The sequence below is a fragment of the Mesorhizobium sp. L-8-3 genome (assembly GCF_016756615.1).
Lineage (GTDB): Bacteria > Pseudomonadota > Alphaproteobacteria > Rhizobiales > Rhizobiaceae.
This window is the reverse complement of record NZ_AP023262.1, coordinates 3,478,363-3,500,681: the sequence shown is the minus strand read 5'-3', so window position 1 is coordinate 3,500,681 and position 22,319 is coordinate 3,478,363. Positions and strand designations below refer to the sequence as shown.

Below are 22,319 nucleotides of genomic sequence, written 5' to 3'. Positions count from 1 at the left end.
TTTCTCGAACCTCTTTTCGGGAATAGCTTCCACTACGGTGCGTTAGTGTGAGGGCAGGGGCTCGAGGAGGTTACCATGGCAATCGCTACTGAAGAATTGCTCCACCTGCTGAACCGACGCCGCTTCCTGGCAGGCAGTACCGCGCTGGCAGCGGTGCCTCTGATGTCTTGGAAAGCTCTGGCACAGTCGGCCGCGCCTTTCGTTTTCAAGCAGGGAGACGCGGAGATTACCGTGGTCAGCGATGGAGAGTTGGCATTGCCACTCAACGTCATGGCTGTCGATGCCTCACCCGAACAGCTTGCCGAAATTGCCAAGCACATGGGCTGGCCGGCAGATACCGCCAAGCCGCACGCGAACGTCCCAGTAATAAAAATTGCGAACGACGTGATTGTCGTGGACAACGGCTCCGGCAACAAGTTTCAGCCGACCGCCGGGAAGCTTGCCGAGAACCTTTCGGCAGCTGGGATCGATCCTGCATCGGTGACAAAGGTCGTCTTTAGCCATGCCCATCCGGACCATATCTGGGGGACATCAAAAGTGGATGGGACGCTGCTCTTTCCGAACGCGGCCTATTATGTCGGGGAGACGGAGTGGAATTTCTGGACCGATCCGGGGCTACTTGCAAAAATGCCAGCAGAGATGGGCGATTTCGTCAAGGGCGCGCAGCGCGACCTCGCAGCGGTGAAGGACAAGGTGACGATGGTCAAGGGAGGACAGGAAGTGGCTCCCGGGCTCACCGTCCTCGATACGCCCGGCCATACGCCCGGCCATATCTCTCTGGAGCTAGCCGGAGGCGAGGGTCTGATCATGCCCGTCGATGCGATGGTCAATCCGATCGTTTCGTTCGAGCACCCCGAATGGAAGTTCGGGTTTGACGCCGATCACGATCAGGCAGTGAAGAATCGCAAAGCGCTGGCCGATCGTGCTGCAGCAGACAAGCTGAAGATGCTTGGATTCCACTGGCCTTATCCAGGCGTTGGCTTCGCCGAAAAGAATGGGACGGCGCATCGTTTTGTCGCGGCGAACTGAGCCTGCCGGGTTCCTGGTTCCGGCAGCCGTTCGCGCTTGGCGTGCATCGCTCGCGCGATAGCGCAAGTTTTTTGCTCGGGCGCCTCTATCGCCAGATCTTGGTATTGACGCAGAAAAGCCCGCGCCTGGTGCAAGTCAGACGCGGGCCGTTGCGGCGGGCCATTGGGCGGGAGGCTTGTTGCCGCCGCGCAGATGGGGAGGGAATAATCCCGCATGTCAGCCCATCATGGCTTCCTTTTCAGAGGCCATCAGATGCAGGAGATCGCTCAGGCCATCGCCGAGCAGATTGACATGATCGCGCATCATCTGGGCTGCGGTCTCTCCGTCACTGGCAAGGATCGCCTCGATAATGTTGCCATGCTCGGTGATCGAAGCCTTCATGCGGCCGGGCTGATGCGTGACGTAGCGGCGGTAGGGAGCCGTAAGCGCACGTACGGTTCCCATCTGTTCTTTGAGAATCCGGTTGTGAGAAGCTTCCAGAACCAGCGCGTGAAAACGGAGATTCTCGATATAGAAGCCTTCCGCATCATTGGCCTCAACGAGCGCCGAGCACCGTTCATGGCATTCGACGAGTTGCTCGCGCTGGTTGGGACGTATGCGCCGGGCCGCCTGACGGGCAGCCATACTCTCCATTTCGGCAATCACGAAGAACGCGTCTAGCAGATCGGGAACCGAGAGCTGGGCCACACGTGCGCCCTGCCGGCCACGCTGGCTGACAAGGCCATGGGCCGCCAACCATTGCAGCGCCTCGCGCACCGGCGTACGCGACACGCCGAAATGCTCGGCAAGGGAACGTTCATCCAGACGGGCGCCTGGTGAGCGCTCTCCGCGAACGATCTGATCTTCGAGGCGGCGAGCAATTTCGCTCGCCTGGGAAGTCATATCGGTCACCGTTCACTCCACCCTGTCGGATACAGCAAGAGCAACAAATCGCTACTCTCCTGCGTCGGCGCTTACCCGTTTCGGGCGCAACGCCACGAAAACTGGATACAGCACCGCCGCTAGCGAGAGCAAGAGCATAGCCAAAGCGATGGGGCGCCCCACGAATACCATCCAGCTGCCGTCGCTCACAATCAGAGAGCGGCGCAGGTTTTCCTCCAGAATGGGTCCAAGGATCAGGCCGAATGCCAGCGGAGCCACCGGGATCTCCAGCTTGTACATGACGAAACCGATTACTGAGAAGGCGATCATCACGCCCACATCCGCCACGTTGTTGCGGATGGTGAAGGAGCCGATCACACACAGAAGAATGATCGCCGCCACGAGAATGTGGCGCGGCGCCTGCATCAGCCGGACGAACTGCTGCATGAGCAGCAAGCCCATCGCCGCTGTCAGGAGTATGGCCAGGAACAGCCCCACATAGACGGAAGCGACGAAGTCCGCGTGTTCTACAAAAAGCTGCGGCCCTGGCCTCAGACCATGGATCAAAAGCGCGCCCATCAGCACCGCCGTCATGGTGTCGCCGGGAATGCCAAGGGTCATCATCGGAACGAGCGCACCACCGACGGCGGCGTTGTTGGATGCCTCCGGCGCTACGATCCCGTCGGGAATGCCTTTCCCAAAATCCTTGCCTCGCGGGGAAAGGCGCTGTTCCTGCGCATAGGAAACCGCGACCGCGATGGCAGACCCTGCAGCCGGTATGGCGCCAACGGCGATTCCGATGCCCGAGCCGCGCAGAACCGCCTTCCAGAGACGGCGCATTTCCTTCCATGGCGGCACGACACGGCCAATACGACGCGCCACCGTTGCTCCGCTTTGCGAGGCGACATTCAGGTTTCGCATGATCTCGGCGATGCCGAAGAGACCGATGGTCACCGGCACGAGGTTGATGCCGTTTTGCAGCCAGCTGGTGCCGAAATCGAAGCGCGGGATATCCGTGAGGCTGTCGAAACCGACCATTCCGCAGATCAGCCCGATGCAGCCGCTGAGGATGCCCAGGAAAGTGGCGCCGGGAGTGGAATAGGCAAGCAAGGTCAGGCCAAAGACCGTGGCCATGGCGAATTCCGGGCTGCGAAACTGCATCGCGGCTCCCGCGACGATCGGAGCAATCAGGATCAGGGCGACGAGGCCGATCACGCCGCCGAGGGTGGAAGCGCCAAGCGCATAGAAGAGTGCCTCGCCCGCCCTGCCCGAGCGCGCCATGGGATATCCGTCAAGTTGCGTGACAATCGCTCCAGGCGTGCCTGGAATGTTGATCAGGATCGCGGAAATGGAACCGCCGAACACGCTTGCCGAAAACACGGCGATCAAGAAGATGATCGCCCCCAACGGGGTGAGCGAAAAGGAGATGGGCAGCAGGATCGCCAGCGCCATGGTTGAAGAGATACCTGGCAGGCAGCCGAACACGATGCCCAGCGCGGTGCCCGCGGCGCCGAGAAACAGCATGTGGGGATCGGAGAAGATATTAGCGAATTGGCTTGCGAATTCAAAGAACACGGCCACGAGCCCCCTTCCATTTCCGGTTTTGGCGCTGCTGTCTCAGCGTAGCGGCACGCCAATCCAATAGATGAAGAGCGCATATGTTAGCGAGGTGCATACGAGAACGCCGACAACGATCGACAAAAGTGCCGATCCGGGCGCGGCTCGGAGCTGGTTGCGGCTGAGCGCAGCCATCAGAAGTCCGGAATAGAGCATTGTGGCCGGAACGAAGCCGATCGCCCAGACGAGCGGCAGGTAGGCCGCAAGCGAAAGGCACAAAAGCGCCGGTGCGACCGAGCCACGCAGGATCGCTCCCCAATCGATGGGAAGTGGTCCTCCCGATTTGACGCGCTCAACGAGGCCCATACCGGCCAGAACGAGCGCCCCCAGGGTCAGCATGGAAAGAACGATCGACGGGAGAAGCCCCGGCCCCGGATCGAGGCCGAAATCCTCTCCAAGCTGGGCGTTCCCGAGATGACCATACCACCCGAAGCCGGCCCACAGGCCGAAGAAGATCCCGCCCCCCAGATGCAGGCGCGTCTTGCGCGAGCCTGCGTTTTCCGTCGAGTCGATCATGACTGTCTCCCTGTGGGGCCAGCGCCTGGCATAGCCTATTTCTCGCGGACCTTCACAAGACCGGCTTCTACCAGGATCGGATAGAGTTCGGCGTCGGATTTCTTCACGAACTCGGTCGTCTCCGCCGCGTCCATAGGCGTGATGACAAATCCCATCTTCTTGGCGGCGTCCTGAAATTCCGGATCGTTGGTCGTGTCGGCCAGCATCTTTTCCAATGCCGCCTTGTGTTCCTCGGGAATGCCCTTCGGAACGTAAAGCGCACGCCAGTCGCCGGCGACGAGGTCGACGCCGAGCTCCTGGAAGGTAGGCACATCCGGCGCCATGAAATGGCGTTCGGTGCTCATCACGCCAAGGATCTTCACCTCGCCGGATTTGTGCTGGTCGATCAGTTGGTGCACCGGAAGCGTGGCGGAATTGACCTCACCCGACAGGATCGCGGCCACGGTCGGCGCGTAACCCTGATAGGGAACCTTGGAGAGCTTCACGCCCGTCTCGGCTTCGAGAAGGGCGGCGGCGATGTGCGAAACGCCGCCAGGGGCGTCATTGCCATTCTTGACGCTGCCGGACGCTTCCTTGAGCTTGGCAATGAACTCATCCACCGAGTTCACGCCGAGATCGGAGCGCACCTCGAGCGCTGCGGGATCTGGACCGAAGAATGCCAGGTAATCGATGTCGTCGATGGCGTTCGCGTTCTGGTTCACATACTGGCTGGAGATGATGCTCGCCCCCAATATGCCGATCGTATAGCCGTCCGGCTTGGCGTCGGCCACATGACGCACCCCGGTCGCGCCGCCCGCGCCATCCACATTGATGACAGCGATCGGAACATTCACGTGCTTCTTGGCATATTCGGCGACCAGGCGACCGGCTCGATCCATGCCGCCACCGGCCGGCCAGTTGACCACCAGCGTGATCGGCCCGGAGGGGAAATCTTGTGCTGCTGCCGGAGCCGAGAAGGCCGCTGCGCCGAGTGCGAGGCCAAGGCCGAGCGCACCGAGGATAGATGGAATTCGCATGTCGTTCTCCATTTGAAAAGCCGGCTTTGCCGAACTTGATGTTTTGCCGATGTCCGGGAGAGACACCGGTCCCCTTTTTGATTTTGCGGCATCATGATTATCGATTTTGGCGTACCAAGCAATAAACTCTTGAAAAAAAATCGCACCAATGAAATCTTTTGGCATGCCAAATCGCGAATTTGGGATACCAAATGGCGCGGAGGCACAGAAGAACGAACGCACAGAGGGCGCGAGGAGACCGGCAGGCATGCGTGATTTCGAGCTTAGAAACAGCCACTTCGACCGGCTGGTCAACAACGGCGACCTTCGATGGATGGGCCAGAACACCAATCATCATCCCGCGCACAAATCGGTAATCCAGGCGATGATCGACGCGCTGCGAGGCGAAGAGTTCCACGCTTACGCGCCGCCTCTCGGTCTTGAAGAACTGCGCAATCTCATCCTTGAGGACATTGGTCTTAACGGGATGTCGACGCTCGTCACCGACGGCGCCGTGCAGGGTCTGTATCATGTCTGCCGTATGCTTTGCGGTCCGGGAGACGAGTTCCTTACTACCGATCCGACCTGGGCGTGGCCGATGAAGTTCGCCAAGGCCGCCGGCGCTTCGGTCGTGCAGGTTCCGATTTACGGTCCCGAATTCAACTATCGGCTGGCTCCCGAAAGGCTTGCCGCCGCCATCACGGAGCGAACGAAAGTCATCTACCTCGTCGACCCGAACAACCCGCTCGGCTGCGCGGCGACCGAAGAGGAAATCCGCGTCATCGCGGACATCGCGCGCAAGGCCGGCTGCTGGCTGATCCAGGACTGCACCTATCGCGATTTCGCGCACAGCCACACGCTGGCCGCGCAGTTCTATGCCGAACGCACGATCACGGTCTGGAGCTTCTCAAAGTGGCTGGGATTTGCAGGCCTGCGCGTGGGGGCGCTTGTCGCCTCCCCCGACACGATCGAGATGCTGGCCGATGGGCCCCCCAACAATCTTGGTTCAAGCATCATCGCACAGCGCGGCGCAATTGCCGGCCTGAAGGTGAAGAAGGAGTGGTTTCCCGAGGTCCTCGCGGAACTGCGCAAGAACCAGGAGATGGTCCGTCAGGCGGCCGAGGCGATACCCGGCCTCTCGGTTCCGGTCTACCCCTCCAGCGGCAATTTCCTGGTCATCGAATGCAAGGAAGCCGGCGTACGGCCGGAAGCGATCTGCGCGGTGATGGACCGCCACAACATCATGATCCGGCATGGCCGCTATCACACCCAGGCTTTTGGCGACCAGTTCATCAAGGTCAGCGTTTCGGTTCCGACCGGGTGGGTGGAAGAATTCTGCGCTCTGCTGCCGAAGGCCGTGGAAGAAGCCCGCGGAATGAACGAAGACGTCAAGCTGTTTTGAGCACCTTTACCTGAAAGAACAAGAAGGAGGAATTTTCCATGGATCTTCGTATGGCCGGCAAGACGGCACTCGTCACTGGCGCTTCGCAGGGCATTGGCGAGGGGCTTGCCTACACTCTGGCCGCAGAGGGCGTGAACCTGCACCTGACGGCGCGCAGCGCCGATCGTCTCGAGCAACTCGCTCGCGAGATCACCCGCAAGCACGATGTCGCAGTCCATGTGCACCCCATGGATATCACCGAGAAAGGCGCATGCGAACGCCTGGTGGATGCAGCGGGCGACATCGACATCCTCGTCAACAATGCCGGCGTCATCCCGAGCGGCACCATGTATGACGTGGATGAGGATGCCTGGCGCGCGGGCTGGGAGCTGAAGGTTTTCGGCTACATCAACCTGTGCCGGCTCGTCTATGCGCGGCTCAAGGCCCGGGGCGGCGGCGTGATCATCAACAATATCGGCAATGGCGGCGAGGTTTTCGACCCGCGCTACATCGCCGGCGTAACGGGAAACGCCTCCCTCATGGCCTTCACCAAAGCTCTCGGCGGCGCCAGCCTCGACGACAACATCCGCGTGATCGGCGTTAATCCAGGACCTGTGGACACGGGACGCATCTACAACATGCTGAAGAAGCGGGCCAGGAGCATGTATGGCGATGAAAGCCGCTACATGGAGCTTGCCGCAACCTATCCGCTCGGCCGTCCCGCTCATGTCGACGAGGTGGTCGACACGATCGTGTTCCTGGCCTCCGACCGCTCCGGCTACACGACCGGCACCATCGTTACCGTGGATGGCGGCATCGCCTCCCGTCGCTCGATCATCTGAGGCCCGCCATGGCATTCATCACCACCACCGATGGAGTGAATCTGCATGTGGAAGAGGCCGGCGAAGGCGCGCCGATCATTTTCGTGCACGAGTTCGGCGGAGACCAGCGCAGCTGGGAGCCGCAGGTGCGCCACTTCAGCCGCCGGCACCGCTGCATCACCTTCAACGCGCGCGGGTACAGCCCTTCCGAGGTGCCCGCCGACGTCGGGAAATATTCCCAGAAGCGCGCCGTCGACGACATTCGCGATGTCCTCGACGCTCTCGAAATAGCCAGGGCGCATGTGGTTGGCCTGTCGATGGGCGGTTTCGCGACGCTTCACTTCGGCCTCGCCTATCCGGAACGCGTGCTTTCGCTCGTGGTAGCGGGTGCGGGCTACGGAGCGGAGAAGGAGTTCGAGGAGTATTTCCGCGACGTTTCCATGGAAGTTGCTCGGCAGTTCGAGGAGCAGGGTTCGGAAGCGTTTTCCCATGTCTATGGCATGGCTGCATCGCGGATCGCCTATCTCCTGAAGGACCCTCGCGGCTGGCAGGAATTCCGAAAGCAGCTTGGCGAGCACGACGCCGTGGGCTCGGCCAACACCATGCGCGGGGTGCAGGCCCGCCGCCCCTCGATCTACGATCTGGAGGAGGAGCTGAAAGCCATGGTTGCGCCAACGCTGGTTCTTGTGGGCGACGAGGACGACCACTGCCTTCAGCCGGGCATCTTCATGAAGAAAACCATCCAGGCCTGCGGTCTCGCGATCCTGCCCAAGAGCGGTCATACGCTCAATCTGGAAGAGCCCGCGCTTTTCAACCAGTTCGTCGCAGAATTCCTGGCGCAGGTGGAACAGAAACGGTGGCTGCCGCGCGACCCGCGCGCCAACCCCGCACAGATCATGCGCACGAGTTGATCTGTCGTGGCTGCGGTATCGGACTTCATCGACGGTGAGCGGCTGTGGCGGCGCCTCATGCAGCTTGCCCGATTCGGCGAGACGACGGAGGGCGGCGTCGACCGCCCGGCCCTCTCCGACACGGAAATAGAAGCGAGGGCGCAGCTTGTCGCATGGGGCCGGAATATCGGACTCGTTCCCTACACCGACAGTCTGGCCAACCTCTTTCTGCGCCTTGAGGCAGAGGACCCTGACCTGCCGCCACTCCTGATCGGTTCGCACATCGACAGCCAGCCGACCGGCGGGCGCTTCGACGGGGTCTACGGGGTTCTCGCCGCGCTCGAGGTCGCCGAAGCCATCAGATCCTCCGGCATCGTCGCGAAACGCGCCATCGAGGTCGTCGCCTGGACGAATGAGGAAGGCTCCCGTTTCGCACCGGGCATGATGGGTTCGGCCGGCTACGCGGGTCTGCGAAGCGTGGAGGCGATCCATGGACTCAAGGATGCGAACGGAATCACGGCCGGCGACGCCGTCGGGCGTGTTCTCGCCAGTGACAAGGATGTGCCGCGACGGCCGTTGGAGCGTCCGGCGCTAGGCTATCTCGAAGCGCATATCGAGCAGGGCCCGATCCTTGAAAGTCTCGGCATTCCGGTCGGAATTGTGACCGGCATCCAGGGCAAGCGAACCTTCCGGGTGGCGATAGAAGGCGAGGAGAATCATGCGGGAACGTCGCCAAGGTCGGCGCGCAAGGACGCTCTCGTTGCCGCGATCGCGATTGTCGACGCGTTGCAGAAAGCCATCTGGGACAAGGAAGACATCGTCCGCTTTACCGTCGGTCACTTCACCGTTTCGCCCAACGCACCCTCCGTCGTGCCTGCCAGGGTGGAGTTTTCCATCGACCTGCGTCACCCGGACCCGGACATTCTTGCTCGCCTCGGCGACCTGGTCGAACCCCTCGCAAAAGACCATGCCGGCGCGTGCGATGTCAGGGTCACGCAGTTGCTCCACGATGCGCCGCTGGCCTTTTCCGGGAAGATGCAGGACCTGCTGGCTCAGTCGGCATCCAGCGCAGATGTTCCCGCGATGAGAATTGCATCGGGCGCCGGCCACGACGCCCGCCATCTCCAGGCGATCTGTCCGACAGGAATGCTTTTCATTCCCTGCTGGAAAGGAGTGAGTCATCACCCTTCAGAACGGATAGAGCCCACCGACGCCCTTGCCGGCGCCAGGGTCCTCGCGCAAGCGGTCGAGCAGCTTGTGAGATGAGCGGCGATCCGCCAAGCCGTTCTCGACCACGCGCACGATCCATCCACCGACCACCTCGATCAGTTGCATTTCATCTGGTCTGTGGTGGGCATTGAGGTTTGGAGCGCTCATCACTTTCAACCCTCCTGTTGGGGCGAAAGCATCTGTAGGCTCTTCCAGCTGTCGGCACCCTTGTCGATGTGCCGACAATAGGTGATTGGGCCGCCTGTTTCGCACCTATGTCAAATCAAGAGCCTGCGACGACGCCGACAAGTTTGCGAAAAAACAGTTGGATCTGTTTAGGCAAATCGGGCGCAGCTTCCGGGGGCGCACCCGCCCCAGCGCGTAGCACCCCCCTTTGCCAAAGGGAGAACCCCGGCTCCGGCCGGGGTTTTCGTTTCAGGCGCCTGCCAACATCAGGAGCGCTTTTCAAAAGTCCCAACTCTATGATTCAATAGAGAAAAGTTAGGATTGATTCGGCTATGTCTCGTCGTAACTTGGCGCAACCTTCACTCGCCGATGCATTGGTGCGTGACGTGAGCAGGGGTAACAAGTTTCTGGAAGAAGTGCAGAAGTTGATCGATTGGTCGGCTTTCGAGGTGCTGTTCCGGGAAATCCATAACGATGCTCTGGGGGCGCCCGGCTACCCGCCGATAGCAATGTTCAAGATTGCGCTCTTGCAGCAATGGTACGGCCTGTCCGATCCGGCGGCGGAAGAAGCGGTGGCCGACCGGCTGTCGTTCCGCCGCTTCTGTGGGTTTCCGCTCGATCAAAAGACACCGGACCACATGTCGATCTGGCGCTTCCGCCAGAGGCTGGTCGAACTGGCGCTTCAAGATAAGCTGCTTGCCGAATTGAACCGGCAGTTGGAAGGGCGCGGTCTTCTGGTAAGGCGCGGCACGCTGGTTGACGCCACCATCATCTCGGCGGCGGTGGCCAGGCCCGACTACGAGAAGGGCCAGGTGTCGGCGCGCGATCCGGATGCAGGCTTCACGCACAAGCACGGCAAGACCTATTTCGGCTACAAGGCCCATCTCGCCGGCGACGCGGAGAGCGGGCTGATACGCCAGGCGGAGATGAGCTCGGCCGATCTGCATGACAGCCAGATGGGCGCTGTGCTCATTCAAGGTGACGAAGAGGCCTATTACGCCGACAAGGCCTATGACAGTCAGGCGCTGCGCGACGAACTGGCGGATCGAGGCATCAAGGACCGGATTGCCTACAAGGCCAAGCGGGGCAAGCAGCAGCCGAATTGGCAGAAGTGGATGAACAAGGTCGCCGCCAGCGTGCGGGCCGGCATCGAGCGGACCAACGCGACGATGAAGAACTGGTACGGCATGGCCCGGGTTCGCTATCTCGGCCTGGCGCGCAACCACTGCCATCTGCAGCTTGTCGCCTGCGCGATAAATGCCAAACGGGCGCTCGTTCTCGTCAAGGCCGGCACGGCCTGAGGGGAAGGCTGCGTCCAAAATCAGGAAATCGAGGGCAAAATCGGGAGCAAGTGAGCAGAAACTGAGCCGATAGGCTGGAGAAAGTTGCGCGGATCGGCGGCGACGGGCCGCTGATGCCCGCCACATACGGGCGAAGAACGTCTAAGGGCGGGACGCCCCAACTTTAGAAAAGCACTCATCAGGGTTTCAGGTTGGCCTTGTACGTCTCCAACACCCGATCCGTCGAAGACAATTGACGATAGAATTCGTCAAGCATACCGTCGATCGCGTTCATCTTTTCGCTGGCAGACGAGAACACCTCTTGCGAAGCTCCACGAACCTTGGGGTCATCGACGCTCTCCAAGATCAGGTCGATACCGTCATAGAGATAGCGGGCGCCCGCAAGCGCGTCCTTGATGTCGATTACCTTTTTTCGAAACGGATCGAGAACTTCACCTAGATCGAGCATTGTCGCGGTCCTGATTTTGCGGATCCAAGACTATCGTGCGCGACGCCATCTGGCCAGGAATTAGGTGCCAGCCCGTGCCTGGTGCCGAGATAGCTTCCGTTCTACGTTTCAGAACTCAGAAAGCCCGCCGGCTGGCGCCAGCGGGGCAGCCATCGGTCGAGAGTGTCCGGAAACTCCGGACGATTATGCCGGGGGCGGTCGCTGCTTCCGGACGATGAACTCGAAGATCCAGTCGGACAGCCACATGGAGCACGTCCCGACGACGAACGCCGCGGCGAAAGCGGCGGAATCGTCCGAAGCGACCGGGGGCCATCCATAGTACCGGACCAAGAGCACGACTGGCTTCGTCAGGCACATCGCCCCGAGCAGCCCGCAGAGCGGCGACAGGACGAGTTCGAGGAACTCGAGCGTCCGGCGTTACAGAGCCCCCGGAAGGGCGCCCAAGCCCCCGGCAAGCAGGATCGGCGGGCCTATTGTGCATTGCAAAAAAATCGGTACCTTTGGTTTCTGCTGTGGGCGGCAGGGCACAGGTAACAACCCGACACAAGCAAGGAAGAATGCATGTCCGAGCAGTTGATGCCCGCTGCCAATCGATCCCAGCGGACAGTTAGAGTTCTTCGGCGGATCGCGGCGAGAATTCCGACCTATGTATCCGATATTCGCGAGAACCCGGCGTGGCTGCCGATGTTCCTGCTCGCGCGCACGATGCCCTTTCGAAGGGCGCATTGGATGACGGCGAGGCGCGTCCCGGCCGGTTCGGGTGCCGGGTCGTCGCTCTTCGGCGATGCCGTAACCGCATCGGATGCGGCGGCCGCCTTGCGCACCGACGGGTTTTGCCGGGGCTTGAACTTGCCTCCTGCCGTTCATGAGGAGATTGCCGGCTTCGCCAGATCTACGCCCTGTTTCGCCAATTTCGACCGGCAGCTGGAGTTCCTGGCCCCGGAACACCAGGTCGCCGAGAAGCAGTTCGGCCGCTCCATTCTCAGCGGCCATTTCTTTGGAAGATCGATGGGGTGCGCGGCTGTTCGAGCTGTTCAGCAAGACCCGCTGCTGCTCGGAATCGCCCAGCGATATCTCGGCGGTCAGGCGACTCTCGCGACAACCAGGATCTGGTGGACATTCCCGACCAAGAACGTCACCGTGGCCGATCTCCATCTCACGTCCCTGAATCTCCACTTCGACCTCGATGATTGGCGCATGCTGAAGTTCTTCTTCTACATTTCGGATGTCGGAGAGGAGGACGGCGCCCATGTCTATGTGTTTGGAAGCCACCGCAAGCGCGCCCTGAAGCACCAGTACACGCTTCTGGTCGGGCACCCGGTCGACGAGGTGCTCCGCATTTATGGCGCAGAGAACCGGGTCACGATGACTGGTAAGGCAGGAACCGGTTTCGTGGAAGACCCGTTCGGATTCCACATGGGCTCGGTGCCCAGGAAAAACCCGCGGCTGATGATGGAAATCGCCTATGGCGTCTCGCGTCCATCGGCCAGGCGCTTTCACGGCGAGCCGGTCCTCAGGAAGACCGGCACCGCGCCTAACTCGCAAACTTCGGGCTAAAGGTCATTTCGATCCGCTTTTACCGTTTTGTCGCCATTGCCGGCTATCGTTCCGCCGATCCGCGGATACGGGCTGGGCGATGCGGGAGCAGTGGGAAGCATTCTGGATGCGTGTCGGTGACTGGGCGCATGAGGCGCTCTGGCCGTTCCGCGCCCTTGCCGACCAATCCGGTTACGCTCCGAGCGACATCCAGATCTGGTGCCTGATCTGCGTCGTTTTCCTTGGCGCACTGGTCGTTCCGGAGACCTATGGCGACCTCGTCCTAATGCGGCGACGCGCCTACACAACGCGCAAGGTCGTGAGGCTCGACACTTCGGGCGACGGTCCTGATACGCCCGTAATTGAGTTCACCGATCGGGCCGGCAAGCGGCAGCGGTTCCATTCGGGCCTTGCAGTGAACAGTACGACCGCGACGGTCGGCGCCGAGGTTGCGGTCATCTACGACCCAGTCAACCCGAATCGAGCCCGCGAGGCCAGGCGGACGCTGACGAAGGCGCTCGGCACGATCGTCTGGTACGGCACCATCGCCTTCCTGATCGCTTTCGTCATTTGGGGCGAATGACCCTGCTCCGGCTCAGCCATTGGCACACTCTCGCCACGGTGACCACCGCTGAGAACGCAGCACTGGCCGAGAAAGGCGGTTCATCTCCGAGCGGACCAGGGCCGCCCTCGCATCGCACAAGCAGGGTGGGACGAGGCTCGGCAACCCCGCGCAACACATCCTAGCCGCCGCGAAGGGGCGCGAGGTCTCTATTCGCGAAGCAGAGCGCTTTGCTGAATCCGTCCTGCCGATCGTGCAGACAATCCAGCGCTATGGCGTAGCCAGCCTCAGAGGGATTGCAGCTGCTTTGAACAACCGCGGCGTCAGAACTGGACGAGGCGGACGCTGGGCAGGTGTCGAGCGTTCGGAACCTGCTTGCGCGGTTACTGCTGATAGTGACACACCACGACCGATTTCAAGCGCTTCATCGGCCATCGCGTGATCGCCAATTTCCCGAGCCCGAGCCCGAGCCCGGGCGTAATGCGGACTGTCGGACGAACGGTTGTCTGGTACTGTTGGGAGCATAGCGGCAATGCCGAGGCCCGAATGGACATACGCCCTGCCCGAACTGGCGCCAGTTGAGCGCGCCCAGTAGGGATTGCCGGGCAGCGCCAGCGCCAGGCACGTCTCAACAAAAATCGCCACACCACGGCAGCTTCGCCGGATCGCCGAGCGCGTGTCCGTCGCTCTTGAGCCAGTCGCGCAGCTTCTTGTTGTAGATCTTTTCGTGCTGGCCGATCTTGGCGCGCGCAATCGCGATCCACGGCGGGACGACCTCGCCGGCCGGCACGCCCAGTTCCGGCGCAGCATCGCCCGAAAACCCCGAGCGCCGAAAGCGTGATCCGGCCCGACAGTGCCGGGCCATTTGACCGCATGGCCCCGATCCGCCTGGAACTGCCGCACCGCGGCGGTCGTGCGGCGGGCCAGGAATTCCGTCCGCCCCGCTCGGCCCGAGATCATAGCCGCGCGCAAGCAGCGCGCGCTGGACATCCAGCGTCGTTGTCATGTGGTTGTTCCTTTGAGTTGCGAAGATGCCGAGCCAGAACGCGACCGCGACTATCAGCGGTTGCAACAACTCCAGGTTCGATGAAAGATGCCGGTGACCAGGAGGGATTCTGAGAGAGGAGATGAAATGGAGGTCAGCCCCTTGTTAGCCGTCTGCCCGGTTTGCAAAGGCGCCGGGAAGATACGGCCGACCAAAGACAGAACAACCACCTGTCAAACGTGCGACGGAGTAGGCAAGGTCGACTTCCGCACTGCAGATGAAGACCTCCAGATGAAGATCGCGACACAGTACGCATCGTAGCGGTGGTTCCAACTGCGCGGGATCAGCGCGCTGCACGTCCGCAACAGTCGTCATGGGGTTCATTTTTGCCCGATCGCAGCGGAGATAGAGGCTCTTAAACGTGGTTCGCGGTCAACCGCAGGAACGTTTTCGACGGCCTGGTCCGTGCCCGTCTCACGATAGTGGACATCGTCGGTCACCCGCACGATCTCGGAGGCTGCTCCTGTCGCCGCACTGATCGTGCTTTGCGTGCCCCAGCGCAGCTCTTCTCCACCAGCGTGCGGAAGTTCATCATGTCGTCGGTCATCGATCGTTCCTTCGAATCCGGTTGGACTCAGCAACCCGACCCTACCGGGAAACATCGATGATCGCCCGCGAAGCCGCTCGCTCGCTACAGCGCTATTGAGGGGCGCGCGAGCGAGCGGCTTCGCCTACGACGAGCTACACCACTTGGTGGGACACGATCGTCAAAAGAGCTCTCGCGCGAGGAACTGTTCGCGCTGGTTTGGGGGAAGCCGACGCAGGAGGTGGCCAAGGAACTTGGCGTTTTCGGATGTCGCAATCGCCAAGCTATGTGCCCGTCTTCAGATTTCCAAGCCGCCGCGAGGCTACCGGGCCAGGTTTCAATCCGGGCAGACGCCGAAAGGTCCGCCACTTGCGGCGTTCCGGGAAGAGGATCTCGCTATTGCGTCGTACGCTCGCGCTTGAGGAAGCGCGAAATCTCCCAGTGAGTTTCGCGTGCGTGAGTGGTCGATCCTTCTTTCTTTCTTGCTTGCATACGATACGCTACTATACGGATTGCCGTTGCGATGCTTCGGTGCCGCGTGATCTTGGAACGGAGGAACCGACATGGGAATTGAACCTGGGATCATGGCGGGTGCGGAGCCGTACTCTGCGAAGGGTGGCCGGCACGGTGCGTTGGTGATCCACGGATTTACAGGTTGCCCGCAGTCTATGCGGCCGCTGGGTAAGGCCTTCGCGGATGCCGGGTTCACGGTGGAGGTCCCCCGGTTGCCGGGCCACGGCACGACGCCTGAGGATATGAACAGGACCGGGTGGGGTGCATGGACCGCCGCCGCCGACGCGGCCTATCGTGACCTGGCGGCGCGAGCCGACTCTGTGGTCGTCGCCGGACTATCGATGGGCGGATCGCTGACTCTCTGGCTCGCCCAGCAGCACCCGGAGATCAAGGGCATCGTCCTCATCAATCCGGCGGTCAAGGCAGACGACTTCGGCCCCTTCGCCGAGGGCGCGAAAGCGACGCTAGCCGCGGGCGAGCGGTTTCTGCCTGCGATCGCAGGCGATATAGCTGACCCCAGCTCGAAGGAACTCGGTTACGACAAGACACCCGCGCAATGCCTTCTGTCGCTCCTCGATGGCGTGAAAGCAAACGAAGCCGGACTTTCGCGCATCAAGTCACCGGCCCTCATCTTGCATAGCCAGCAGGACCACGTCATCCCGCCGGGTTCGGTCGAACTGCTGAGGGCAAGGCTGGGCGGCACCGTCGAATACGCGACGCTCGACAAGAGTTTCCATGTCGCGACCCTGGACTACGACGCGCCTGAGATTCACCGACGCGCGGTGGCGTTCGGCAAACTGGTATCTGGGTAGGTACGACGAGGGCTCATCGGGAAACGCTGCGGCTCGCAGCGCTCCCCATCGTTGGAACTGAGCTAGCCCGGAGACTGCCACCTTGCAACACCCGCCGCTCGGTCTGGCGACGATCCGCTCGGTAGTGGCGAACCTGAGCCTGCCACAGTTCGCCAGCCGGGCTCGCCGCCAGGGGCGTGCCGACGCAGGTTCCCCGCCACTTGGCTCAGCACATGTCTCCGCAGAACCTTCTTCACGCGGAGCGTTGCAGGACTGTTCTCCTGGCGATTGCTGACGGTCAAAGCGCCTTTTGGAGCTCGGGCAGGATGGTGAAGAGGTCGCCGACGATGCCGTAGTCGGCCACCTGGAAGATCGGCGCTTCCTCGTCCTTGTTGATGGCGACGATGACCTTGCTGTCCTTCATGCCGGCCAGATGCTGGATCGCGCCGGAAATGCCGACCGCGATGTAGAGTTCCGGCGCCACCACCTTGCCGGTCTGGCCGACCTGCCAATCGTTCGGCGCATAGCCGGCGTCGACCGCGGCGCGGGAAGCGCCGACCGCGGCGCCCAGCTTGTCGGCGACCGGCAGGATGACCTCCTGGAACTTCTCCGACGAGCCCAGCGCGCGGCCGCCCGAGATGATGATCCGGGCCGAGGTCAGCTCCGGACGATCGCTCTCCGACAGCCTGTTCTCGACGAAGCTCGACAGGCCGGGATCGGTCGCCGCATTGGCCGTCTCGACCGCGGCCGAGCCGCCGTCGGGCGCGGCCTGGAACGAGGCCGTGCGCACGGTGATCACCCGCTTGGGCTCCGTCGTCTGCACCGTCTGGATGGCGTTGCCGGCATAGATCGGACGCTTGAAGGTGTCGGATGAAACAACCTCGATGATCTCCGACACCTGGGCGACGTCGAGCAGCGCGGCGATGCGCGGGGCGACGTTCTTGCCCGACGAGGTCGCCGGCGCCATGATCGTGTCGTAGGCGCCGGCCAGCGAAACCACCAGCGCGGCCAGCGGCTCGGCCAGCCGCTGCTCGAGCTCGGCCGCCTCGGCCAGAAGCACCTTCGACACGCCCGTCAGCCTGGCGGCGGCATCGGCGGCTGCCTTGGCGCCCTTGCCGGCCACCAGCACATGCACGTCCGCGCCGATCCTGGTCGCGGCCGTCAGCGCCTTGGCGGTCTGGTCCGACAGGGTGGCGTTGTCGTGTTCGGCAATCAGAAGAATAGCCATTTCCGTTTCCTTCTCTGGCGCGCCTTAGCGCCTGCTGCCTTGGGTGCGTCCTTCGAGGCTCGCCCGCCAAGGGAATTGTCCAATCGTCCAGCTCCTGCCGGGCTCGCTCCTCAGGATGAGGACCCTCGGTGCCTTGCCGGCATTCCCGGCTAACCCTCGGCGCCCTCGCTCCTCACAATGAGGACCCTCGGTGCCTTGCCGGCATTCCCGGCTGGCCCTCGGCGCCCTTGCTCCTCAGGATGAGGACCCTCGGTGCCTTGCCGGCATTCTCGGCTGGCCCTCGGCGCCTTTGCTCCTCAGGATGAGGACCCTCGGTGCCTTGCCGGCATTCCCGGCTGGCCCTCGGCGCCCTTGCTCCTCAGGATGAGGACCCTCGGTGCCTTGCCGGCATTCCCGGCTGGCCCTCGGCGCCCTTGCTCCTCAGGATGAGGACCCTCGGTGCCTTGCCGGCATTCCCGGCTGGCCCTCGGCGCCCTTGCTCCTCAGGATGAGGACCCTCGGTGCCTTGCCGGCATTCCCGGCTGGCCCTCGGCGCTCACGGTCCTCATCCTGAGGTGCGAGCCCGCAGCCCGTTGCAGGAAAGGTGCGTCCTTCGCAGGGCGAGCCTCGAAGGACGCACCGAGCCCTCAGAGCACGCCGGCTTCGTTCTTGAGCTTGTCGACCAGCTCGGCCACCGTCTTGACCTTGACGCCCGCCTTGCGGCCACCCGGCTCCTCGGTCTTCAACACCTTCAGCCTGGGCTTCACGTCGGCGCCGAAATCGGCCGGGCTCTTCTCGTCGAGCGGCTTCTTCTTGGCCTTCATGATGTTGGGCAAAGAGGCATAACGCGGCTGGTTCAGCCTGAGGTCCGTCGTCACGATCGCCGGCAGCTTCAGGTCGACCGTCTGCAGGCCGCCGTCGACCTCGCGCGTCACCGTTGCATGATCGCCCGCTATCTCGACCTTGGAGGCGAAGGTGCCCTGCGCCCAGCCCAGAAGGGCCGCCAGCATCTGGCCGGTCTGGTTGGCGTCGTCGTCGATCGCCTGCTTGCCGAGGATCACCAGTTCAGGCGTCTCGGCCTCGACCACGCCCTTCAGCACCTTGGCCACGCCCAGCGGCTCGACCGCCTCGTCGACCTTGACCAGGATCGCCCGGTCGGCGCCCATCGCCAGCGCCGTCCTGAGCGTCTCCTGCGCCTGCGCCGGGCCGATCGACACCACCACGATCTCCTCGACCTTGCCGGCCTCCTTCAGCCGGATCGCCTCCTCGACCGCGATCTCGTCGAACGGGTTCATCGACATCTTCACATTGGCCAGCTCGACGCCCGAGCCGTCCGACTTCACCCGGATCTTCACGTTGTAGTCGACCACCCGCTTCACGGGCACCAGAACTTTCATGACCATATCTCCCGTTTTCACTCCGGCGCACCGCCGACACGAAGGTGCGAGGACATCACGCCCGAGCCGGCAGCGTCACCTTGGCGTTCCGCTTACGCGCTTCCTCCGCCTCGAACCGCAAGGCCTCGCCGAAGGGCATCGCATATCCCCGGTCGATGAGGGACTTGATGCGCGCGACATGCTCCGCCGGCCACTGGGCAATCGCCATGGCCACGGCGCGCGCCTCGCCCGGCAGTTCGTCATCGGACACCACACGCGATACGAAGCCGAGTTGCGCCGCCTCATCCGCCGTTACCTTGCGCGCGCTGAGCGAGATCTCCTTGGCCCTGTAGGGGCCGATGACGCGCGGCAAGCGCTGCGAAAGGCCCCAGCCGGGCAAGAGGCCGATCTTCGCATGCGTGTCCTGGAACCAGGCGGAGCGGGCGGCCAACACGATGTCGCACGACAAGGCGATCTCGAATCCCCCGGTCACGGCAAGCCCGTTGACCGCGGCAATAATCGGTGTCTTCAACGCGGTGACAGTCGCGCCGATGTCTCGGTCCCCGATATTGTCGGTCACATTGTTTCCCGACTGGCCGAGTTCCTTCACGTCGAGCCCCGCACAGAACGCCCGTCCGCGTCCAGTCAAGACGATGGCGCGGATGTCGGGGCGCGCATCCATTTCCAGCAGGCTGTCCACCAGCGTCGCGCGCAAGGCACGATTGAGCGCGTTCAGGGCGGCCGGCCGATCGAGCGCAAGCGTGGCGACGCCGTCGGCCAGTTCGATGAGCAAGGGCGCTTCGTCCACGATCTCCTCCATTCCCCTTCAGAAATAGCGCGCAAACTTCTCCGCCGAGGCGATGAAGCGGGGCCCTTGCGTGGCATCGGCATAATATACGTCGCGCCCCAACCGGTGCTGATAATCGTACAGCACTGCGAGTTTCCATGCCGCCATCGCGGCGTACCAGCCGAGCCTTGTGACGTCGCGGCCGGTGATCGTGCAATAACGTTCCACGATCTCCTCCCGCGGCGGGAAGCTCGTGGCGAGCATCGCTGCGGACAACTCCTGTGTCGGGTTCATCTGTTCGCCGCGCACCGGATAGCAGCAGACGGTATAGCCGAGATCGAGCAAGGGGTCGCCGATCGTGGCGAGTTCCCAGTCGAGGATCGCTAGGAGCCGCGGCGGGCCGGATGGCGACCAGATCACATTGCCGAGTCGGAAGTCGTTGTGCACGATGGCGTCGCCCGCTTCCGGAGGCACGGACGACTTGAGATGCGCGGCCATATCAGCCAGCCATGCGGGAGCGGAGCCCTCACGCATGTTCATCAGCCCTTCCAGCCGGTTCAGATGGCGCGCGTTGAAGTCGGCCGGTCGGCCGAAATCCTCCAACCCGCAGGCGCGCCAGTCGACCGCATGCAGGCGCGCCAGCCCTTCGATAAGGCCGAAGGCGATGGCACTTCCGTCGCGCTCGCCATCGAACGCCGCCGGCAGCCGGTCGGTTATGACATGGCCCGGCACATGCTCCATGACATAGAACGGCACATCGAGCACGTCGCCGACCTGCGCGACAGCAAGCACGCGCGGCGCCGGAACGTCCTGCCCCTGGAGCGCCTTCAGCACACGCGCCTCGCGCAACACGTCGTTGGCGCCCTTCGGCACGGGTGGAGGCGGGGGCCGGCGCAGCACCGCGTTGCCGCCGCGCACCCGAATGAGATAGGTGAGATTGGAATGGCCGTCCCCGATGCGACGCGGCTGCGGCGGCCCGTCCAGCAGATCACTGGCTGCAAGGAAGGCTTCGAGAGCGGCAAGCGTCGCCTGATCCCAATTCCAGCTCATGGCGCCTGCTTGTTCAACTCGATCATCGCGTCGAGATAGTATTGCGGCCACTGGCATTCGAACTGACCCGCCGCCGGCCTTCCGTCGATCGTCGCACGGCAGGCGGCCTCCATGATCATCGTCGCGTAACGACCGCCGGTCGGCAGTTTCACCAGCCCGAAACGCTCCATCTGCATTTCGCAGATGCCACCCCTTATGTCTGTCATCGTGACGTCGATGCTGCGCTGGGTCATGTCGTCATCGAATACGGCTTTCTGATTGACGGAAGCGATCGGCAGCAGTTCGCCGTCGCGCACGATATAGCCGCCCACGCCCCACTCGCCCTTGGCCATCCAGATCCAGGCATTGACGATCCGGGACGCGTCGGGCGTGTAGGCGACGAGCCATTTCCAGTGCTGGGGCACCTGCCAGTGACGCACGCCCCAGGAATGATCACGGTGACCGATGCGGTCGAGTTCGATGCGCCTGCCGTCCCACTCGATGAAACCCTTCACCCAGCCGGACTGCTCCAGGCGGTTGTCGGCGAACCACGACGGCAAACCGTCCGGATTGGAACGATAGCTGAATGGGGCATGGAAGCCTTCGAAACCGTAGTCCAGCCTCACCTTCTCGCTTTCGAAAGAGATGTGCGCGGTCTTCTGGTCGGCCGGCTGTCGGACGCGAAGGCCGGCAAGTTGGAAATCATCGAAATCCATCGTTTCGGGCACGTCGCCCTGCACCAGTTCCAGGACATACGGTCTCCTGTCCTTGCCCCACAGGATGAGGTTGAAGCCGGCCTTGCCTGTGCCGGTGAGATAGAGATAGCACTGAAATCCCAGCTCATGATCCGGCATGATGACCTGCCAGAAGAGCGAGTCACGCGCCTTGCCGCCCTCGTCGGGCCGGTGGCGGAGATCATCACTTGGCCTGTAGCCCGGATCTGTGAGTTCGGGGGCGCTTTTGATCCACTCGATCATGCCGGAGCCTCCTGTGCACGGGTGGCAACCTATCTGCCTTCCAGGTCGGCAAAGGTCAAGATATATTCGTATGCGTACAGTGATCTAGCGAATTAATTTCTGGACAGATCGCGGCCATCACGATTTCATGCCGACCACATTGCGGGAAGGAACGGTCATGAACGAACGGTATATCGGCGAACTCTTGGCGAATGAAATCTCCGACGATCCCCCGCCGGGCTTCGAACCCTTGCCGACCGGGACGGGATTCAATGTCTACTTTGGTCCGATCTACGGGAAGTTGGTGGATGGGAAACTGCGGCTCGGCATGCGCATCGGCCGTCGTCATATCAACCCGCACGACACCTGCCACGGCGGCGTCCTCGCCTCGTTTGCCGACATGCAGGTCTATGTCAGTCAGCAGCAGGAACCCTCTTTGCGGTATGTGCTGATGCCGACGATCAACATGTCCATCGACTATATCTCCCCCGCCATATTGGGCGATTGGCTGGAGAGCAGTTCCACCCTGCTTCGGGCAACGAAGATGACGCTTTTCCAGCAGACGGTGGCGACAGCAGGCGACAGGCTTGTCTTCCGTTCAAGCAGCATTTACCGCATCAGCGGTCATAAGGCACCGAGCGGCAGCACCCTGGGGGATTTGTTCCCCAACGCATGAAGGACGTACGGGAGGCCAGCCCCGCGGCGTGATGGACAGGCGCGGCCGCGTGGTGCATGGA

The 22,319-nt window shown here is 62.4% G+C and carries 21 protein-coding genes; 10 read left to right on the top strand and 11 right to left on the bottom strand.

Translation table 11 applies throughout. The features are described from left to right. Positions 1 to 75: 75 nt before the first annotated feature. On the top strand, positions 76 to 1,029 hold the full coding sequence (locus JN302_RS16325; protein ID WP_202333672.1) for an MBL fold metallo-hydrolase: 954 nt from the start codon (positions 76 to 78) through the stop codon (positions 1,027 to 1,029). Positions 1,030 to 1,245: 216 nt separating this feature from the next. Here the strand turns inward: JN302_RS16325 and JN302_RS16320 are convergent, their stop codons facing one another. Genes JN302_RS16320 through JN302_RS16305 form a run of 4 tightly spaced genes read right to left on the bottom strand, consistent with a single transcriptional unit; the run spans position 1,246 to position 5,288 of the window. Then, on the bottom strand, positions 1,246 to 1,911 hold the full coding sequence (locus JN302_RS16320; RefSeq protein ID WP_244743546.1) for a GntR family transcriptional regulator: 666 nt from the start codon (positions 1,909 to 1,911) through the stop codon (positions 1,246 to 1,248). Positions 1,912 to 1,962: 51 nt separating this feature from the next. Next, positions 1,963 to 3,471 carry a tripartite tricarboxylate transporter permease gene (locus tag JN302_RS16315; RefSeq protein WP_202333671.1) on the bottom strand — a complete coding sequence of 503 codons (1,509 nt, stop codon included), beginning with the start codon at positions 3,469 to 3,471 and terminating at the stop codon, positions 1,963 to 1,965. 36 nt (positions 3,472 to 3,507) lie between these two features. After that, the gene (locus tag JN302_RS16310) at positions 3,508 to 4,023 is read right to left on the bottom strand and encodes a tripartite tricarboxylate transporter TctB family protein (RefSeq protein WP_202333662.1); all 516 of its coding nucleotides are present in this window, start codon (positions 4,021 to 4,023) and stop codon (positions 3,508 to 3,510) included. A gap of 35 nt (positions 4,024 to 4,058) precedes the next feature. Further along, complete coding sequence (locus tag JN302_RS16305) at positions 4,059 to 5,288, bottom strand: Bug family tripartite tricarboxylate transporter substrate binding protein (protein ID WP_244846412.1); 1,230 nt, start codon at positions 5,286 to 5,288, stop codon at positions 4,059 to 4,061. Between JN302_RS16305 and JN302_RS16300 the strand changes: the two genes are divergently transcribed. The 5 genes from JN302_RS16300 to JN302_RS16280 all read left to right on the top strand — a co-directional run bounded on the left by JN302_RS16300 (position 5,287) and on the right by JN302_RS16280 (position 10,806). Next, on the top strand, positions 5,287 to 6,420 hold the full coding sequence (locus JN302_RS16300) for a pyridoxal phosphate-dependent aminotransferase (RefSeq protein WP_202333660.1): 1,134 nt from the start codon (positions 5,287 to 5,289) through the stop codon (positions 6,418 to 6,420). The genes JN302_RS16305 and JN302_RS16300 overlap by 2 nt on opposite strands. Before the next feature lie 38 nt (positions 6,421 to 6,458). Continuing rightward, entirely contained in the window at positions 6,459 to 7,241 is a 783-nt protein-coding gene (locus JN302_RS16295; protein WP_202333658.1) for an SDR family oxidoreductase, read from the top strand. Between the two features lie 8 nt (positions 7,242 to 7,249). Further along, the gene (locus JN302_RS16290) at positions 7,250 to 8,131 is read left to right on the top strand and encodes an alpha/beta fold hydrolase (RefSeq protein WP_202313485.1); all 882 of its coding nucleotides are present in this window, start codon (positions 7,250 to 7,252) and stop codon (positions 8,129 to 8,131) included. Positions 8,132 to 8,137: 6 nt separating this feature from the next. Then, on the top strand, positions 8,138 to 9,376 hold the full coding sequence (locus JN302_RS16285) for a Zn-dependent hydrolase (protein WP_202333656.1): 1,239 nt from the start codon (positions 8,138 to 8,140) through the stop codon (positions 9,374 to 9,376). 461 nt (positions 9,377 to 9,837) lie between these two features. After that, complete coding sequence (locus JN302_RS16280; protein WP_202328731.1) at positions 9,838 to 10,806, top strand: IS5 family transposase; 969 nt, start codon at positions 9,838 to 9,840, stop codon at positions 10,804 to 10,806. A 178-nt stretch (positions 10,807 to 10,984) separates the two neighbouring features. On the opposite strand, the gene JN302_RS16275 is transcribed toward JN302_RS16280, so the two are convergent. Then, positions 10,985 to 11,254: a hypothetical protein gene (locus JN302_RS16275; RefSeq protein ID WP_202333654.1), complete on the bottom strand. Its 270-nt coding sequence runs from the start codon at positions 11,252 to 11,254 to the stop codon at positions 10,985 to 10,987. Between the two features lie 561 nt (positions 11,255 to 11,815). On the opposite strand from JN302_RS16275, the gene JN302_RS16270 reads away from it, so the two are divergent. Beyond that, positions 11,816 to 12,811 (top strand): hypothetical protein, encoded by a 996-nt coding sequence (locus JN302_RS16270; protein WP_244846410.1) that lies wholly within the window; start codon positions 11,816 to 11,818, stop codon positions 12,809 to 12,811. A gap of 106 nt (positions 12,812 to 12,917) precedes the next feature. Next, positions 12,918 to 13,373, top strand: coding sequence for a DUF3592 domain-containing protein (locus JN302_RS16265; protein ID WP_202333652.1), 456 nt, complete (start codon positions 12,918 to 12,920; stop codon positions 13,371 to 13,373). 607 nt (positions 13,374 to 13,980) lie between these two features. Here JN302_RS16265 and JN302_RS38870 read toward each other — a convergent pair. Beyond that, a complete protein-coding gene (locus JN302_RS38870; RefSeq protein WP_210382595.1) occupies positions 13,981 to 14,142 on the bottom strand; it encodes a hypothetical protein in 162 nt (53 codons plus the stop codon). Between the two features lie 1,344 nt (positions 14,143 to 15,486). Between JN302_RS38870 and JN302_RS16255 the strand changes: the two genes are divergently transcribed. Continuing rightward, positions 15,487 to 16,248: an alpha/beta hydrolase gene (locus JN302_RS16255; protein WP_202333650.1), complete on the top strand. Its 762-nt coding sequence runs from the start codon at positions 15,487 to 15,489 to the stop codon at positions 16,246 to 16,248. A gap of 277 nt (positions 16,249 to 16,525) precedes the next feature. Here the strand turns inward: JN302_RS16255 and JN302_RS16250 are convergent, their stop codons facing one another. From JN302_RS16250 to JN302_RS16230, 5 genes are all read right to left on the bottom strand, one after another. Next, a complete protein-coding gene (locus JN302_RS16250; protein WP_202333011.1) occupies positions 16,526 to 17,455 on the bottom strand; it encodes an electron transfer flavoprotein subunit alpha/FixB family protein in 930 nt (309 codons plus the stop codon). A 626-nt stretch (positions 17,456 to 18,081) separates the two neighbouring features. After that, positions 18,082 to 18,831 (bottom strand): electron transfer flavoprotein subunit beta/FixA family protein, encoded by a 750-nt coding sequence (locus JN302_RS16245; RefSeq protein ID WP_202333012.1) that lies wholly within the window; start codon positions 18,829 to 18,831, stop codon positions 18,082 to 18,084. A gap of 55 nt (positions 18,832 to 18,886) precedes the next feature. Further along, positions 18,887 to 19,618, bottom strand: a complete 732-nt coding sequence (locus tag JN302_RS16240) for an enoyl-CoA hydratase (protein ID WP_202333646.1) — start codon at positions 19,616 to 19,618, stop codon at positions 18,887 to 18,889. A gap of 18 nt (positions 19,619 to 19,636) precedes the next feature. Then, positions 19,637 to 20,647 (bottom strand): phosphotransferase family protein, encoded by a 1,011-nt coding sequence (locus tag JN302_RS16235; RefSeq protein WP_202333644.1) that lies wholly within the window; start codon positions 20,645 to 20,647, stop codon positions 19,637 to 19,639. Then, positions 20,644 to 21,603, bottom strand: coding sequence for a DUF7064 domain-containing protein (locus tag JN302_RS16230; RefSeq protein ID WP_202333642.1), 960 nt, complete (start codon positions 21,601 to 21,603; stop codon positions 20,644 to 20,646). The genes JN302_RS16235 and JN302_RS16230 overlap by 4 nt, the downstream gene beginning before the upstream one ends. A gap of 157 nt (positions 21,604 to 21,760) precedes the next feature. Between JN302_RS16230 and JN302_RS16225 the strand changes: the two genes are divergently transcribed. Next, a complete protein-coding gene (locus JN302_RS16225; RefSeq protein WP_202333615.1) occupies positions 21,761 to 22,258 on the top strand; it encodes a PaaI family thioesterase in 498 nt (165 codons plus the stop codon). Positions 22,259 to 22,319: the final 61 nt, after the last annotated feature.